Raw genomic sequence first — 14,857 nt, forward strand, 5'->3', positions numbered from 1 at the left:
TCGGCGGGGCCCGCGCCCCGCCGCCGTCACAGGCCCAGGCGCGCGCGCTCCCGCCGGAGCGCGTTGGTGATCCGCACCAGTTCCGCGCTGATGCCCGGTTCGCTGAGCGCATGCCCGGCATTGGGCACGAGCTTCAGCTCGGCGCGCGCCCAGGCCCGGGACAATGCCCAGGCGGATTGCGGCGGGCAGATCATGTCATAGCGCCCCTGCACGATGGTGCCGGGCACATCCGCGATCCGCGCGGCATTTTCCAGGATCCAGTCCGGCGACCCGAGAAACCCGCCATTGATGAAATAGTGATTCTCCAGCCGCGAGAAGGCCCGGGCGTAATCGGCGGGACTGTCATGCTGCAGGCCCTGGCTCTGGATCGACGCCAGCGCGTTTTCCCAGGCCGCCCAGGCGCGGGCATAGCGGATCTCGACCATGGTGTCGCCGCTGAACAGCCGCCGGTGATAGGCGGCAATCAGGTCGCCGCGCTCCTCCTCGGGGATCAGGCGCACGAAGCGGTCCCAGACATCGGGCCAGAACTGCCCCGCCCCGCCGCCATAGAACCAGCCGAGTTCGCGCGGCGTCATCAGGAAGACGCCGCGCAGCGCCAGATAGGCGGCCCGCTCGGGATGGGTGATGGCATAGACCAGCGACAGGGTCGCGCCCCAGCTGCCGCCGAAGACGATCCAGCGATCCACGCCCAGTTCCTCGCGGATCCGCTCCATGTCGGCCACGAGATGCCAGGTGGTGTTGTTCTCCACCGAGGCATGCGGACGCGAGCGGCCGCAGCCGCGCTGGTCGAAGAGGATGACGCGATAGGCGGCGGGGTCGAAATAGCGCCGCATCGCCGGGCTGCATCCGCCCCCCGGCCCGCCATGCACCACGACCACGGGAATGCCCTCGGGCGATCCGCATTGCTCGACATAGATCCTGTGGCCGTCCCCGGTCTCGATCATCCGCTGGTCATAGGCATCGACCGGAGGATACAGAAACTGGTGCGCCGTACGTTTTTGTCCCGAGACTTGCTCCATGGAGCGACTATATAGGCGTGTTCGGGCCTCGGCCATAGACCGCAACAGAAAAAGGGGAGCGCGGCATGAGCGATGCGTCATCGTCCGTCGATCCGCAGGAGATCGCGAAATTCGAGGCCATGGCCGCCGAATGGTGGGATCCCCATGGCAAGTTCAAGCCGCTGCACATGATGAATCCCTGTCGGCTGGGCTATGTCACCCGCCAGATCGCGGCGGAATTCGGCCGCGACCTGAACCGGCCCCGCGCGCTCGAGGGGCTGCGCATCCTCGATATCGGCTGCGGCGGCGGGCTCCTGTGCGAACCGCTGGCGCGGCTGGGCGCGACCGTGACCGGCGCGGATGCCGCCGAGCGCAACATCCCCGTGGCCAAGCTCCATGCCGAGCAGTCCGGGCTGGAGATCGACTACCGCCATACGACGGCCGAGGCGATCGCCGCCTCGGGGGAAAAGTTCGACGTGGTGCTGGCCATGGAGGTGGTGGAACATGTCGCCGATCCGCAGGCCTTCCTGTCGGTCTGCGCGCAGCTGCTGGAGTCCGGCGGGCTGACCGTGGTCTCGACGCTGAACCGCAACCCGAAAAGCTACCTGATGGCGATCATCGGGGCCGAGCATGTCATGCGCTGGCTGCCGAAGGGCACGCATGACTGGGCGAAGTTCATCACCCCCGACGAGCTGTCGGGATTCCTCGAGACCGCGGGGATGGTGCCGGTGGACCGCCGCGGATTCGTCTTCAATCCGCTGGGCTGGAGCTGGTCGCTGTCCGAACGCGACCTGTCGGTGAACTACGCCATCGCCGCCCGCGCGGGCTGAGCGCGCAGGCGGCGGCGCGGGCGGACAGGCTAGAGCCGCGCCAGGAGCTCCGCCTTCTTGGCCTGGAATTCCGCCTCGGTCAGCACGCCCATGTCCCGCAGCTGGCCCAGTTTCTCCAGCGCGGCGAAGACATCGCCCTGTACCGGCTGCGCCGCGGCGGGATCTGCGGCAGGCGCCGGTTCGGGGGCGGTCTGCGGCGCGGGCTGCCCGGCCTCCGGCGCGCTTTGCCAGGATGGCGCCTGCGCGGCCTGCCCCTGGCCCGAGACCACCGGCAGCTGGTTGAGATAGACCGTCCCGTACTGGCTGGTGAAGGTCCAGCTGGCATCGCCCGACTGCTGCTGGCCGACGCCGCCGATCTGGTGATCCAGCGTGTCGTAGACCGTCACCTGGCCGCCGAGATTGACCGCCAGCCGGCCCCTGTCGGGAAAGATCGCATAGCTGAGATTGTTCTGGCTGCCGGAGGAGGAGGGGCTGCCCAGTTCCGGCGGCCACCAGCTGCCGCCGCCGCCGAAGCTCATCGAGACACCGCCCTGTCCCGTTCCCTGCCCCTGCCACTGTCCGCCGGAGGAGGGTGCGGGCGGCGGCAGGTAGAAGCTGCCATTGAACCAGGCCGCCGAGATCTCGCCGCACAGGTTCGACACCAGCGCCTGCAGGTTGGAATTGAACATGTCCCCGACCATGGTCATCCCGCCCGAGGACCATTGCCCCATGCCGCCCAGCTCGGGCACCGAGAACTGGGCCATCGTGCCGCCGCCGCGGCTGACCGCGTCCATCATCGCGCGCACCGCGTCCTGGCTCAGCCCGTAGCGCCGCGACAGGTCCGCCATCACCGCGGATCCATGCTGGGAAAGTTGGTCCATGCGTCTCTCGCCGCCCCGGGCGGCGCTCCTGTTCTGCGGATCAGCCCGTGGCCTAGCATATCGCGGGACGCGCCGATACCGGAACCGCCTCTGCCGCCCGGCCTGCGGCAGATCCGCACCCGCCCCGCCTCAGCCGGCCAGCGCCGCCAGAACCTCGCGCGCGGCCGAAGCGGCCGTGCGCCGCCCCTCGGCCACCGCCGCGCCCAGCTCGGTTTCCAGCTGCCGCAGCGCCGGGTCGGCCGCCAGCCGGGCCATCAGCCCGTGGCGCAGCTCCTCGCGGAACCAGTGATGCGCCTGGCGGGCGCGGCGGGCCTGCCAGTGCCCTGCCGCGCGGCGCCAGCGATCCAGCGCCTGCATCTCCTCCCAGGCCGCCTCCAGCCCGGTTTCCGAAATCGCCGAGACGGTCAGCGCCTTGGGAAAGCCCGGCGGATCCTCCGGCCGCTTGCGCAGCAGCCGCAGCGCCCCGGCGTAATCCGCGCAGGTCCGCGTCGCCGCGGGCAGCAGGTCGCCATCGGCCTTGTTCACCAGGATCAGGTCGGCGATCTCCATGATTCCGCGCTTGACCCCCTGCAGCTCGTCGCCCCCCGCAGGCGCCATCAGCAGCACGAAGAGATCGCACATTTCCGCGACCATGGTCTCGGACTGGCCGACGCCCACCGTCTCGATGAGCACGATGTCGAACCCCGCCGCCTCGCACAGCGCCACCGCCTCGCGCGTGCGCCGGGCCACGCCGCCCAGATGCGTCTGGGACGGCGAGGGCCGGATGAAGGCGCGCGGGTCGCGGCTCAGCCGCTCCATCCTGGTCTTGTCCCCCAGGATCGACCCGCCGGAGCGCGCCGAGGAGGGATCGACCGCCAGCACGGCGACCCGGTTTCCCTGCGCGGTCAGCATCTTGCCGAACCCCTCGATGAAGGTGGACTTGCCGACACCCGGCGTGCCCGACAGGCCGATGCGCAGCGCCATGCGGCCCGCCCGGCCCAGGGTCTCGATCAGCTCCACCGCCGCGGCACGGTGATCCTCGCGGCCGCTTTCCACCAACGTGATCGCCCGGGCCAGCCCCCGGCGCTCTCCCGCCCGGATGCGGCGGGCAAGATCGGAAAGGTCCATGGCGGCGCTCCGCTTGATCTGCCCGGGCACCCCGGGCCGGTTGACGATCCCCCCGGTTTTCTGCCTTGTGCCGGGGATGGATGGCAAGAGCGGAGGACAGGGCCGATGACGCGCAGGGGATGGACCGCGACACTGGCGGCGCTGGTTCTGGCCGGTCCGGCCATGGCCGAAACCGGGACCTTCGACCTGCGCCTGGGCCCCGTGCCCGCGGGCACGCTGGCCTATTCGGCAGAAGAGCGCGGCGGGCGCTATGCCGCCTCCGGCGCCGTGCGCTCGGGCGGGCTGGCCGGGCTGTTCGTCGATGCCGCCATCGATGCCACGGCGCGCGGCCGGTCGGAGGGGAACGACTATCGCCCCGATAGCTTTTCCTCCACCACCTCCGAGGACGGCGACACCGAGACCCTGACCTTCCGCTATGCCAACGGGGTGCCGCAGGTGTCGCGCGATCCCGCACCGTCGAAACCGCCGAAACACGCCGCCCCGCCGGAGGCGCAGGGCGGAACCGTCGATCCGATGACCGCCGCCTTCGCCATCCTGCGCGACCGGCCCGCGGATCAGGCCTGCGACCTGCGGATAGAGATGTATGACGGACGCCGCCGCACCGATCTGCGGCTGGTCGGCGGCACCGCCACCGGCGATGGCGGGCTGTCCTGCCGCGGCGAATACCGCCGCGTCGCCGGGTTCTCGCAGAAGGAGCTGGCCGAGAAGCCGGTCTGGCCCTTCTCCGTGACCTATGCCCCCGCGGGGGCGGCGCTGCGCGTCACCGAACTGGCGATCCCCACCAGCTTCGGCACGCTGCGGATGGTGCGGCGCTGAGCATGGCCCTTGCCCTGCCGATCGATGACGCGCTGCCCGCGCTGCGCGCGGCCCTGGCCTCCCATGGCCGCGCCGTGCTGCAGGCCCCGCCCGGCGCGGGCAAGACCACCCGCGTGCCGCTGGACCTCCTGGCCTCGGGGCTGGTCGAGGGCCGCATCCTGATGCTGGAACCCCGCCGCCTGGCCGCCCGCGCCGCCGCTGAGCGGATGGCCGCCACCCTGGGCGAGGAGGTCGGACAGACCGTCGGCTACCGCATCCGCGGCGACAGCAGGGTCAGCCGCGCGACCCGCATCGAGGTCGTCACCGAAGGCATCCTGACCCGCCAGATCCAGGCCGATCCCGACCTGCCCGGCATCGGGCTGGTGATCTTCGACGAATTCCACGAACGCTCGCTGCAGGCCGATCTGGGGCTGGCCCTGGCCTGGGAGGTGCGCGGCGCGCTGCGCGAGGACCTGCAGATCGTCGTCATGTCCGCCACGCTGGATGCCGCGCCGGTCGCCGCGCTGCTCGAGGATGCGCCGATGGTCACCTCCGAGGGCCGCGCCTTCCCGGTGGAGACCCGGCACCTGGAGCGTCCGAAGGGCCCGCGCGAACGTATCGAGGCCGTGACCGCCGACCTGGTGGCCCGCGCCATGGGCGAAACGGAGGGCGGCGTCCTGGTCTTCCTGCCCGGCGAGGGCGAGATCCGCCGCACCGAGGGGCTGCTGAAGGGCCGCCTGCCCGCCGATGCCGATATCCGGCCGCTTTTCGGCGCGATGGAGCTGAAGGCGCAGCGCGCCGCGATCGCCCCCTCGCCCGCCGGCCGCCGCAAGGTGGTCCTGGCCACCGCCATCGCCGAGACATCGCTGACCATCGAGGATGTGCGCGTCGTGGTGGATGCCGGGCTGGCGCGGCGGGCCCGGTTCGATCCGAATTCCGGCATGTCGCGGCTGGTGACCGACCGCGTCACCCGCGCCGAGGCCGAACAGCGCCGCGGGCGGGCCGGACGGGTTGCGCCGGGGATCTGCTACCGCGCCTGGACGCGGGGCGAGGAAGGCGGGCTGGCCGCCTTCCCGCCGCCGGAAATCGCCGCCGCCGATCTGACCGGGCTGGCGCTGGACCTGGCGCAATGGGGGGCGGAGCCCGGCGACCTGGCCTTCCTGACGCCGCCGCCCGAGGGCGCGCTGGCCGAGGCGCGGGCGCTTCTGGCCGATCTGGGCGCGCTGGATGCGGCCGGGCGGCTGACCGATCACGGTGCCGCGCTGGCGCGGCTGCCGGTGCATCCGCGGCTGGGGCACATGCTGGCCCTGGCCGGGCGGCAGGCGGCGGATCTGGCGGCGCTCCTGGCCGATCGCGACCCGCTGCGCGGCGCCGGGACCGACCTGCGGCTGCGGCTGGAGGCGCTGCGCGATCCCCGCCGCTTCGCCGCCGAACATGGAGAGATCGCCAGCCGCGCGGGACTGGAGCGCATCCGCGCGGAAGCCCGCCGCCTGTCCCGCGCCGCACCTGATGCGGCGCCTCCCCTGTCCCCGGCGGAGATGGCGGCGCTGGCCTATCCCGACCGGATCGGGCTGCGCCGCAAGGGCGACGATCCCCGCTGGCTCCTGTCCGGCGGCAAGGGCGCGGCGATGGATCCGGGCGACCCGCTGGCCGGACAGCGGCTGATCGTGGCGCTGGACCTGGACGGGGACGCCCGCGAAGCGAGGCTCCGCCTCGGCGCGGCGCTCGGCGAGGCCGAACTGCGCGGGCTTTACGCGGATCGCATCGCGGAGATCCCCGTCTGCCAGTGGTCGAAGCGCGACCGCCGCGTCGAGGCGCGGCTGCAGGAACGCTTCGGCGCGCTGGTGCTGACCGACCGCCACTGGAAGGACGCGCCCGAGGAGGCCGTCGCCGCGGCCGCGCTGGAGGGGCTGCGCGACCTCGGGCTGCAGGCGCTGAAACCCTCCGCCGCCTTCGACCTGCTGCGCGCGCGGCTGGCGCTGGCCCGCAACGAGATGCCCGGCCTGCCCGACCCTTCCGAGGATGCCCTGCTCGCCGAGGCGGAGGACTGGCTGCTGCCCTATCTGGGCCGGGCCCGCTCGGCTGCCGATCTCAAGGCGCTGGACCCCGGCCCGGCGCTGGCCGCGCGGCTGGGCTGGGACGAGGCGCAGGCGCTCGACCGGTTCGCGCCGCCGCATTACACCACGCCGCTGGGACGCCGCATCGCCATCGATTACGGCGCCGAGGCCCCCGAGATCACGCTGCGCCTGCAGGAAATGTTCGGCGAGACACGGCACCCGATGGTCGGCGGGCGGCCGCTGCGGGTCACGCTTCTGTCGCCTGCCGGACGGCCGGTGCAGACGACGATGGACCTGCCGGGATTCTGGACCAGTTCCTATGCCGATGTCCGCAAGGACATGCGCGGCCGCTATCCGCGCCATCCCTGGCCCGAGGATCCGACCGCGGCCGACCCGACGCTGCGGGCCAAGCCCAGGGGCAGCTAGCGCCGCCCCCGGCGGGGCTCAGAGCCCCAGGCACCAGCGCATGACGGCCTTCTGGGCATGCATGCGGTTCTCGGCCTCGTCGAAGATCACCGATTGCGGCCCGTCCATCACCTCGTCGGTGACTTCCTCGCCGCGATGCGCGGGCAGGCAATGCATGAACAGCGCCTCCTTCCCGGCCGCGGCCATCAGCGCGCCGTTGACCTGGTAGGCGGCCAGCAGATTGTGCCGCCGCTCCCGGGTCTCGGGCGCGTCATGCATCGACACCCAGGTATCGGCCACGACCAGGTCGGCGCCCTCGACGGCCTTCGCCGGGTCGCGCTCGATGGTGATGTTTGCGCCCGCCGCCCGGGCCGCCGCGACATATTCGGCATCCGGGTCCAGCGACTCGGGGCCGGCAAAGACGAAATCGAAGCCGAACTGCCCCGCGGCATGGATGAAGGAGGCGCAGACATTGTTGCCGTCGCCGGTCCAGACCACCTTCTTGCCCGCGATCGGTCCGCGATGTTCCTCGAAGGTCAGGATGTCGGCCATGATCTGGCAGGGATGGCTGCGGTTCGTCAGCCCGTTGATCACCGGCACGGTGGCATGCTCGGCCAGTTCCAGCAACGTCTCCTCGCCGAAGGTGCGGATCATGATCAGGTCGACATAGCGGCTGAGCACGCGGGCGGTGTCGGCGATGCTCTCGCCATGGCCCAGCTGCATCTCGGACCCGGTCAGCACCATCGTCTGCCCGCCCATCTGCCGCACGCCCATGTCGAAGGAGACGCGGGTCCGCGTCGACGGCTTCTCGAAGATCAGCGCGACCATGCACCCCTCCAGCGGATGCTCGGCATCGGCCGTGCCGCGCGGCAGGCCGCGGCGGGCCGATTTCATCGCCGCCGCCTGGTCGATCATCGACCGCAGGTCCTCGGCAGACGTCTTGTGGATGTCCAGGAAGTGTTTCATCGTTACCAAACCTCAGGCGCTTTCGGCGGGCTTCTGTGCCAGCGCGCAGGCGGCCCGGTCCAGCCGCGCCACCGCCTCTGCAATATCCTCGTCGGGAATGTTCAGCGCGGGCAGCAGCCGCACCACGTTATCGGCGGCGGGCACGGTCAGCAGGCCCTCGGCCTGGGCCGCCGCCACCAGATCGGCCGGGGCCACCCGGCATTTCAGCCCGATCATCAGCCCCGTCCCGCGCACCGTCTCGAAGATGGCCGGATGCGACGCGACCAGGCCTTCGAGCGACTGCCGCAGCAGCCCGGCCTTGCGGTTCACCTCGGCCAGGAAGGCCGGGTCCGAGACGATCCCGGTCACCTTCAGCCCCACGGCGCAGCCCAGCGGGTTGCCGCCATAGGTGGATCCGTGGGTGCCCGCCTTCATGCCCTGCGCCGCCTCTTCGGTGGCCAGAACCGCGCCCAGCGGGAAGCCGCCGCCGATGCCCTTGGCGGACATCATGATGTCGGGGGTGACGCCTGCATGTTCATGCGCGAAGAGGCGGCCGGTCCGGCCCATGCCGCATTGCACCTCGTCGAAGATCAGCAGCGCGCCGACCTTGTCGCAGCGCGCCCGCAGCGCCTTCAGCGTGGCATCGGGGATCGCGCGGATCCCGCCCTCGCCCTGGATCGGCTCGACGATCACCGCCGCGGTATCCTCGGTGACGGCCGCCAGCAGCGCCTCGTCCTCGCCGAAGGGCACATGGACGAAGCCCGGCATCAGCGGGCCGAAGCCCTTGACCATCTTGTCGCCGCCCGCCATCGCGATGGCGCCGGTGGAGCGGCCGTGGAACGCGCCCTGCAGCGCCACGATCTGCGCGCGCGGCGCGCCCGCCTCGTCATGGTACTTGCGCGCCATCTTGATCGCCAGTTCCGCCGCCTCCGTGCCGGAATTGGTGAAGAACACCGTATCGGCAAAGGTCAGCTCCACCAGCTTGTCGGCCAGCTGCTGCTGTTCGGGAATGGTGTAGAGGTTGGAGACATGCCACAGCTTCGCGGCCTGCGCGGTCAGGGCCGCGACCAGTTCCGGCGCGGCATGTCCCAGCGCATTCACCGCGATCCCGGCGCCCATGTCCAGGAATCGGCGCCCGTCCGCCTCCACCAGCCAGGAGCCTTCGCCCGAGACGAAGGACAATGGCAGCCGCGAATAGGTCGGCAGAACGGACGGGATCATGGTCGTGGTCCTCTTCAGGAAGCCCAAGGCGTGCCCGAGGGCGGTATGTCTGTCAATGGGAGAGGGGGATGCGGGGACGTTTTGCCCTGCATCGCGGACAGGTCGGATCAGGCGCTGGCGCGCAGGCTTCGGCGCCTGGGGCGCAGGAGGGGGGCCGATCCGGTCATGGCGCGGGCCATATACCGGATTTTCCCGCCGATCCAGCGTTTTCCGCGCCGGTGCCCCGTCAGGGCTTCAACCGGTGGCCGCTGCGCAGCCAGTGCCAGCTCAGCGCCGCCAGCGCGCCGGCCACCGCGAGGCAGACCCCCATCCCCAGCCAGGGCGAACTGTCGGACACGCCCAGGATCGCGTAGCGCGCCCCGTCGATCAGGTAGAAGATCGGGTTGACATGGCACAGCGCCTGCATCGCCGGCGGCAGAACCTCGATGGAATAGAAGGTCCCCGACAGGAAGGTCAGCGGCGTGATCACGAAATTGGAGATCACCGACATCTGGTCGAATTTCTCCGCATAGATCGCGCCGATGATGCCCAGGCAGCCCATCAGCGCCGATCCCACGACCAGCACCAGCGCCAGCCACAGCGGATGCGCCAGCCCGGTGCCCAGATACAGCATCATCAGCGCCAGCACCGGCAGCGACACCAGAAGCCCCCGCGCCAGCGCCCCGGCCAGATAGCCCGCCAGCATCTCGCCCGCCGAGAGGGGCGGCATCAGCGTGTCGACGATATTGCCCTGCACCTTGGCCACGAGGATCGAGGAGGAGGTGTTGGCAAAGGCGTTCTGGATCACCGACATCATCAGGATGCCCGGCGCGATGAAGCTGAGGAAGGGCAGGCCCATCACCTCGCCGCGCCGCGTTCCCAGCGCCAGCCCGAAGACGGCGAGGAACAGCACGGCGGTGATCAGCGGGGCCATCACGGTCTGCGACCAGACCGCCATGAAGCGGCGGGTCTCGCGCTCGGCAAGGGTGGTCATTCCCAGCCAGTTGACCCGGCCGAAGCGGCGGGTTCCCATGCGGCGGCTATTGTCCATGGGGCCTGTCTCCCTTAGATAGTGGCGCGGCCTTGATCCGTCGCGCGGGTTGATACCCGCCATCGAAACGATATGATAGGGGCTTCCGGCGCGCCGCCGCCGGACCGGGCCGGAGCCGCTCCGGCCGTCGCTGAACCAGAAGTGGAACCACGGATGTCCTGGACCGAAGAACGCGTCGAGCTGTTGAAGAAGATGTGGTCGGAAGGCCAGAGCGCCAGCCAGATCGCCAAGGCCCTGGGCGGCGTGACCCGCAACGCGGTGATCGGCAAGGTCCACCGGCTGGGATTGTCCAACCGCACCGGCGGTGCGGGCGCCCCGCCCAAGCCCGAGCCGAAACCGGCCGAAGCCCCGCTCACCGAGGCACCGAAAATGGAAGCACCCAAAGCCGCCGCGCCCGTGGCGGAACCCGAGATCGAGATGGAAGCGCCGAAACCCCGCGAGACCGTCACCTCGGTCAAGATCCCCGTCCCCGCCGCGCGCAAGCCGATCGTCCCCGCCGGCCAGCCGCTGCCGCCGCAGCCCTCGGCCAACGAGGTCAGCCCCGAGGCGCTGGCCACCCAGCGCGAGGCCGAAATGAAGGCGCGGCGCCTGACCCTGATGGAACTGACCGAGCGGACCTGCAAATGGCCGATCGGCGATCCCGCAACCGATGACTTCTGGTTCTGCGGCCACCCGGTCCAGGCCGGCAAGCCCTATTGCGAGGCCCATGTCGGCGTCGCCTTCCAGCCCATGTCCTCGCGCCGCGACCGCCGCCGCTGAGCCGGACCCGGTGCCCTGGCACCGGGCAGCGCGATTGCCGGGGGCGCGACAAGTCCCGCGGACAGACAACCGGTGCAGAACCCGCAGCGGACATCCCCGGGCCCGGCCCCGGCATCCCGCGCCTGCGCCTGCGCCGGACGCGGCGTCCGTTCTTGCCGGTCGCGGCCCGTCGGCCCGTCATCGCGCCGGGCGCGGGGCTCTCCTCCCGGCATCCTGCCGCGCCGCGGGCCATGCGGCGCCGTCCCGCCCCGGCGAAAGCCGGGGCCTCCTGTTTCGCGCCAGCCCCGGTGACGGCGGTCGGATCCGCGCCGCGCGCGGAACCTCTTCCCGCGGCAGGCCGGATCCTCTATGTGCGGCTCCATGTCCCAGAATCCTCCCAGCCTCCGCCCGGATCTTGCGCCGAAAGGCCGCTTCGACGCTCCCGCCCGCCCCGGCCAGCCGACCATCGGCATGGTCTCCCTCGGCTGCCCCAAGGCGCTGGTCGACAGCGAACGCATCCTGACCCGGCTGCGCGCCGAGGGCTACGCGATCTCGCCCGATTACCACGGCGCGGAGGCGGTGATCGTCAATACCTGCGGCTTTCTCGACAGCGCCAAGGCCGAGAGCCTGGAGGCGATCGGCGAGGCGCTGCGCGAGAACGGCAAGGTGATCGTCACCGGCTGTCTCGGTGCCGAACCCGACTACATCACCGGCGCGCATCCCAAGGTGCTGGCCGTGACGGGCCCGCATCAATACGAACAGGTTCTGGATGCCGTCCATGGCGCCGTGCCGCCCGCGCCGGACCCGTTCATCGACCTGCTGCCCGCCTCCGGCGTGTCCCTGACGCCGCGGCATTACAGCTATCTGAAGATATCCGAGGGCTGCAACCACAAGTGCAAGTTCTGCATCATCCCCGACATGCGCGGCCGTCTGGCCTCGCGCCCCCACAGGGCGGTGATGCGCGAGGCCGAGAAGCTGGTCGAGGCGGGCGTGCGCGAATTGCTGGTGATCAGTCAGGACACCTCCGCCTATGGCACGGACTGGGCCGACCGCCCGTCCAAGGCGCCGATCCTCGACCTGGCGCGCGATCTGGGCAGGCTGGGCGCCTGGGTGCGGCTGCATTACGTCTATCCCTATCCGCATGTGCGCGAATTGGTGCCGATGATGGAGGCCGCCGCGACCGGGTCGGGGATCCTGCCCTATCTCGACATCCCCTTCCAGCACGCCCATCCCGACACGCTGCGCCGCATGGCGCGTCCGGCCGCCGCCTCGCGCACGCTGGAGGAAATCGCCGCCTGGCGCGCTGCCGTGCCCGATCTGGTGCTGCGCTCGACTTTCATCGTCGGCTATCCCGGCGAGACCGAGGCCGAGTTCCAGCACCTGCTGGACTGGATGGACGAGGCGCAGCTCGACCGGGTCGGCTGCTTCCAGTACGAGAATGTCGCGGGCGCCCGCGCCAATGATCTGCCCGACCATGTCCCGGCCGAGGTCAAGCAGGAGCGCTGGGACCGGTTCATGGAGAAGGCCCAGGCGATCTCCGAGGCGAAGCTGGAGGCCAGGGTCGGCAAGCAGCTGCAGGTCATCGTCGACGAGGTCGATGCCGAGGGAGCGACCTGCCGCACCATGGCCGATGCGCCGGAAATCGACGGCAACCTGTTCATCGACGAGGGGTTCGAGGCGCTGAAGCCCGGCGACATAGTGACGGTCGAGGTGGACGAGGCCGGGGAATACGACCTCTGGGGACGGCTGGCCTGACCGGTCCCGGCGCGCTCAGTCCCGATCGGCGCAATCGGGCGAGAGCTGCGCCGCGACCAGTTCCAGGCGCGCGGCGTAATTCTGGCGGACAGGCTCGAAGCGCAGGCGCACCTCCACCGTCTGGCGTTCGGCCATCGGAGCGCGATGGATCATCTCCGCCAGTTCCATCGCGGCCGGCTGCTGCAATTCATCGAAGGTGATGCGCCCATGGGCCGTCCGCCCGTAATCGACGATATTGGCCCGGTCCCCCTCCGCACGGGCGAGTTCCTGGAAGGCGGGAAAGATCGTTCCGTCCGTCGGCATGTTGGCCAGGCTGACCTGCATCGCCTCCGGCCCGTCGGCCGCCTGCAGAACCGCCGCCAGCATCGAGGAACTGCGGATCTCCAGCGCGCAGGACACCGTCCGGCGCATATCCCCGGCAGCCTTCTCGAATTCCGCGACCAGCCGGGTCTCCGCCGCGGAGATCCGCGCAGCGGACAACTGGTCCACCACCGCCACCGAGGCGGCAAGCATCGCGCCGAACGCCAGGAAATCTGCCAAAGTCATATTCATGAAAGCACCGAAAGTCTTGCGGAAGGGTTCCACAATCCCGGGAATATGTCAATTTCCGGCAAGCTGCCGGGCAAACGCGGGCGCCCGGCGGGCTGCTACTGGCCGCGGGTCAGGCGCGCCATCGTCTGCTGCACCACCCGGATGCGGTCGCCATTCGGCGGGTGCGTCCCCAGGAACTGGTCGCCCGGATCGCGCGCGCGGGAGAAATAGGCGACCCCGTCCACCGGGTCGTAGCCCGCGTGATAGGCGATCTGCGCGCCCAGGCTGTCGGCCTCCAGCTCGTAATTCTTGGAATAGGCCCGCGACCCGGTGAAGGCGCCCAGCTCCTGCGCCGAGGCGATGGTGGAGGACGTCCCCCCCAGCGCCGCCGCGGCAAGCCCCGCCGCGATGGCCGCCGCCTCGGTGGTGCTCTGCTGACGCGCGATATGGTCGGAAATGTGATGCGCCGCCTCGTGCGACAGCACGAAAGCCACCTCGTCGGCATTGCGCAGATCGTTCAGCAGCGTCTGGTTGACGACGAGCAGAGGCTGGCCGTTGGCCAGCTGGGTCTGGTAGGCATTGGCGGGCTTGGACGGGTCGCGGTCCAGCTCGATGCGGAAATCGCAGTTGCGGGCGGGCGGCGTCGCGCGGCAGACCTGTTCCGCCACCGGCTCCACCCGGGCGACGATGGTCGCGAAGTTCTTGTCGGCGGGGGCCTTCTGCGGCGTCCCCGAGATCACCGGCCGGGCCGCCGTCTGCGTCTGCGATCCCTGCGGCGCCACGGCCACGGTGCAGCCTGAGGCGGCCAGCACCACGGATAGCAGTATCGACAGAGCGGCCGGGCGTCCCGGCACCGTGATCGCGAGCATCATGCTGGCCTCCTCAGCGCGCCAGACCATTACCTAGCGAGGCCGCGCGGCACAGGCAAGCGGCGCCGTGGCGCGCCCGCTGCATCCGCCGCACTGGCCCCCGGCCCCGGACGTGCTAGCCTTGCTGCAGGCAAGTGGAGGTTTCCCATGTTCACGATCGAACACGAATTCGACGCCACGGTGGTCACGCTGGTCGACGAGGGCGGCACGCATCTTCAGGAGGACGTGATCGTCAGCGCGCTGGACGACTGCGTGACCATCGCCCAGTACGATCCGGTGCGGCGGCAGGAGAACCTGGTCACGCTGTCGATGGCGCAGGTGGCCGACCTGCGTGCCGCGCTGGATCTGCCCGAAGGCATGTATCGCATCGTCCGCAAGGCCGGCGCCTGACGGGTCAGACCCGCCGGAAGGTCTTTTCCCGCGACGCGGCGCCGCGCACCAGGTCCAGCGCGGTTTTCGGCAGGCCCAGATGCGCGGCAAGCGCCTTGCGCGCCGCCTCCGTCGCCCTGCCCTTCTCGGGCGCTTCGGTGACATAGACACGAAGCCGCCCGCCATCCTCGACGATCCGCCCGCGCGAGGCGCGCGGCGTGACCGTCACGGTGATGGTGTCGCCCGGTTGCATGCCCCGCATCTGCCCGCTGCGCAGGCCCGGCGCAAGCCCCGCGGACAGGGCCGCGACCGCCCCGCCCTTGACCCCGGGGGGCAAAGCGCCGACC

15 protein-coding genes are annotated in these 14,857 nt (G+C 70.7%); 6 read left to right on the forward strand and 9 right to left on the reverse strand.

All coding sequences use genetic code 11. The features are described 5' to 3' along the window. Positions 1-26: 26 nt before the first annotated feature. Positions 27-1,019, reverse strand: a complete 993-nt coding sequence (gene pip / locus ICN82_RS06685; protein WP_193180989.1) for a prolyl aminopeptidase — start codon at positions 1,017-1,019, stop codon at positions 27-29. Positions 1,020-1,084: 65 nt separating this feature from the next. On the opposite strand from pip, the gene ubiG reads away from it, so the two are divergent. Further along, complete coding sequence (gene ubiG, locus ICN82_RS06690) at positions 1,085-1,828, forward strand: bifunctional 2-polyprenyl-6-hydroxyphenol methylase/3-demethylubiquinol 3-O-methyltransferase UbiG (RefSeq protein ID WP_193180991.1); 744 nt, start codon at positions 1,085-1,087, stop codon at positions 1,826-1,828. A gap of 29 nt (positions 1,829-1,857) precedes the next feature. On the opposite strand, the gene ICN82_RS06695 is transcribed toward ubiG, so the two are convergent. Next, the gene (locus ICN82_RS06695) at positions 1,858-2,688 is read right to left on the reverse strand and encodes an SHOCT domain-containing protein (protein ID WP_193180993.1); all 831 of its coding nucleotides are present in this window, start codon (positions 2,686-2,688) and stop codon (positions 1,858-1,860) included. 129 nt (positions 2,689-2,817) lie between these two features. After that, a complete protein-coding gene (meaB, locus tag ICN82_RS06700; protein WP_193180995.1) occupies positions 2,818-3,795 on the reverse strand; it encodes a methylmalonyl Co-A mutase-associated GTPase MeaB in 978 nt (325 codons plus the stop codon). A gap of 105 nt (positions 3,796-3,900) precedes the next feature. On the opposite strand from meaB, the gene ICN82_RS06705 reads away from it, so the two are divergent. Then, the gene (locus ICN82_RS06705) at positions 3,901-4,611 is read left to right on the forward strand and encodes a DUF3108 domain-containing protein (protein WP_193180998.1); all 711 of its coding nucleotides are present in this window, start codon (positions 3,901-3,903) and stop codon (positions 4,609-4,611) included. Positions 4,612-4,613: 2 nt separating this feature from the next. After that, positions 4,614-7,073, forward strand: a complete 2,460-nt coding sequence (hrpB, locus tag ICN82_RS06710) for an ATP-dependent helicase HrpB (protein ID WP_193181000.1) — start codon at positions 4,614-4,616, stop codon at positions 7,071-7,073. An 18-nt stretch (positions 7,074-7,091) separates the two neighbouring features. Here the strand turns inward: hrpB and argF are convergent, their stop codons facing one another. From argF to ICN82_RS06725, 3 genes are all read right to left on the reverse strand, one after another. Further along, positions 7,092-8,018 carry an ornithine carbamoyltransferase gene (gene argF, locus ICN82_RS06715; protein ID WP_193181002.1) on the reverse strand — a complete coding sequence of 309 codons (927 nt, stop codon included), beginning with the start codon at positions 8,016-8,018 and terminating at the stop codon, positions 7,092-7,094. 12 nt (positions 8,019-8,030) lie between these two features. Continuing rightward, the gene (locus ICN82_RS06720) at positions 8,031-9,218 is read right to left on the reverse strand and encodes an aspartate aminotransferase family protein (protein ID WP_193181004.1); all 1,188 of its coding nucleotides are present in this window, start codon (positions 9,216-9,218) and stop codon (positions 8,031-8,033) included. 226 nt (positions 9,219-9,444) lie between these two features. Further along, positions 9,445-10,248 carry an ABC transporter permease gene (locus tag ICN82_RS06725; RefSeq protein WP_226898323.1) on the reverse strand — a complete coding sequence of 268 codons (804 nt, stop codon included), beginning with the start codon at positions 10,246-10,248 and terminating at the stop codon, positions 9,445-9,447. 153 nt (positions 10,249-10,401) lie between these two features. On the opposite strand from ICN82_RS06725, the gene ICN82_RS06730 reads away from it, so the two are divergent. Next, the gene (locus ICN82_RS06730; RefSeq protein WP_193181006.1) at positions 10,402-11,007 is read left to right on the forward strand and encodes a GcrA family cell cycle regulator; all 606 of its coding nucleotides are present in this window, start codon (positions 10,402-10,404) and stop codon (positions 11,005-11,007) included. 360 nt (positions 11,008-11,367) lie between these two features. Continuing rightward, positions 11,368-12,741, forward strand: coding sequence for a 30S ribosomal protein S12 methylthiotransferase RimO (gene rimO / locus ICN82_RS06735; protein ID WP_193181008.1), 1,374 nt, complete (start codon positions 11,368-11,370; stop codon positions 12,739-12,741). Positions 12,742-12,756: 15 nt separating this feature from the next. On the opposite strand, the gene ICN82_RS06740 is transcribed toward rimO, so the two are convergent. Both ICN82_RS06740 and ICN82_RS06745 read right to left on the reverse strand, forming a co-directional pair. Continuing rightward, a complete protein-coding gene (locus ICN82_RS06740) occupies positions 12,757-13,281 on the reverse strand; it encodes a hypothetical protein (RefSeq protein ID WP_193181010.1) in 525 nt (174 codons plus the stop codon). 107 nt (positions 13,282-13,388) lie between these two features. Next, positions 13,389-14,144 carry a M48 family metallopeptidase gene (locus tag ICN82_RS06745; protein WP_226898324.1) on the reverse strand — a complete coding sequence of 252 codons (756 nt, stop codon included), beginning with the start codon at positions 14,142-14,144 and terminating at the stop codon, positions 13,389-13,391. A 144-nt stretch (positions 14,145-14,288) separates the two neighbouring features. Between ICN82_RS06745 and ICN82_RS06750 the strand changes: the two genes are divergently transcribed. Beyond that, positions 14,289-14,531 carry a hypothetical protein gene (locus ICN82_RS06750; RefSeq protein WP_193181012.1) on the forward strand — a complete coding sequence of 81 codons (243 nt, stop codon included), beginning with the start codon at positions 14,289-14,291 and terminating at the stop codon, positions 14,529-14,531. Positions 14,532-14,535: 4 nt separating this feature from the next. Here ICN82_RS06750 and ICN82_RS06755 read toward each other — a convergent pair whose 3' ends face one another. After that, complete coding sequence (locus tag ICN82_RS06755; protein WP_226898325.1) at positions 14,536-14,763, reverse strand: DUF167 domain-containing protein; 228 nt, start codon at positions 14,761-14,763, stop codon at positions 14,536-14,538. Positions 14,764-14,857 lie beyond the last annotated feature (94 nt).

Source organism: Mangrovicoccus algicola, assembly GCF_014903745.1.
GTDB lineage: Bacteria > Pseudomonadota > Alphaproteobacteria > Rhodobacterales > Rhodobacteraceae > Mangrovicoccus > Mangrovicoccus algicola.

Bases quoted from the DNA above. Each gene is read 5' to 3' on its own strand.
- ICN82_RS06745 (WP_226898324.1), bottom strand. From the start codon at position 14,144: ATGATGCTCGCGATCACGGTGCCGGGACGCCCGGCCGCTCTGTCGATA.
- ICN82_RS06720 (WP_193181004.1), bottom strand. From the start codon at position 9,218: ATGATCCCGTCCGTTCTGCCGACCTATTCGCGGCTGCCATTGTCCTTC.
- pip (WP_193180989.1), bottom strand. From the start codon at position 1,019: ATGGAGCAAGTCTCGGGACAAAAACGTACGGCGCACCAGTTTCTGTAT.
- ICN82_RS06695 (WP_193180993.1), bottom strand. From the start codon at position 2,688: ATGGACCAACTTTCCCAGCATGGATCCGCGGTGATGGCGGACCTGTCG.
- ICN82_RS06755 (WP_226898325.1), bottom strand. From the start codon at position 14,763: ATGCAACCGGGCGACACCATCACCGTGACGGTCACGCCGCGCGCCTCG.
- ICN82_RS06730 (WP_193181006.1), top strand. From the start codon at position 10,402: ATGTCCTGGACCGAAGAACGCGTCGAGCTGTTGAAGAAGATGTGGTCG.
- ICN82_RS06725 (WP_226898323.1), bottom strand. From the start codon at position 10,248: ATGGACAATAGCCGCCGCATGGGAACCCGCCGCTTCGGCCGGGTCAAC.
- ICN82_RS06705 (WP_193180998.1), top strand. From the start codon at position 3,901: ATGACGCGCAGGGGATGGACCGCGACACTGGCGGCGCTGGTTCTGGCC.
- ICN82_RS06750 (WP_193181012.1), top strand. From the start codon at position 14,289: ATGTTCACGATCGAACACGAATTCGACGCCACGGTGGTCACGCTGGTC.
- meaB (WP_193180995.1), bottom strand. From the start codon at position 3,795: ATGGACCTTTCCGATCTTGCCCGCCGCATCCGGGCGGGAGAGCGCCGG.
- argF (WP_193181002.1), bottom strand. From the start codon at position 8,018: ATGAAACACTTCCTGGACATCCACAAGACGTCTGCCGAGGACCTGCGG.
- rimO (WP_193181008.1), top strand. From the start codon at position 11,368: ATGTCCCAGAATCCTCCCAGCCTCCGCCCGGATCTTGCGCCGAAAGGC.
- hrpB (WP_193181000.1), top strand. From the start codon at position 4,614: ATGGCCCTTGCCCTGCCGATCGATGACGCGCTGCCCGCGCTGCGCGCG.
- ubiG (WP_193180991.1), top strand. From the start codon at position 1,085: ATGAGCGATGCGTCATCGTCCGTCGATCCGCAGGAGATCGCGAAATTC.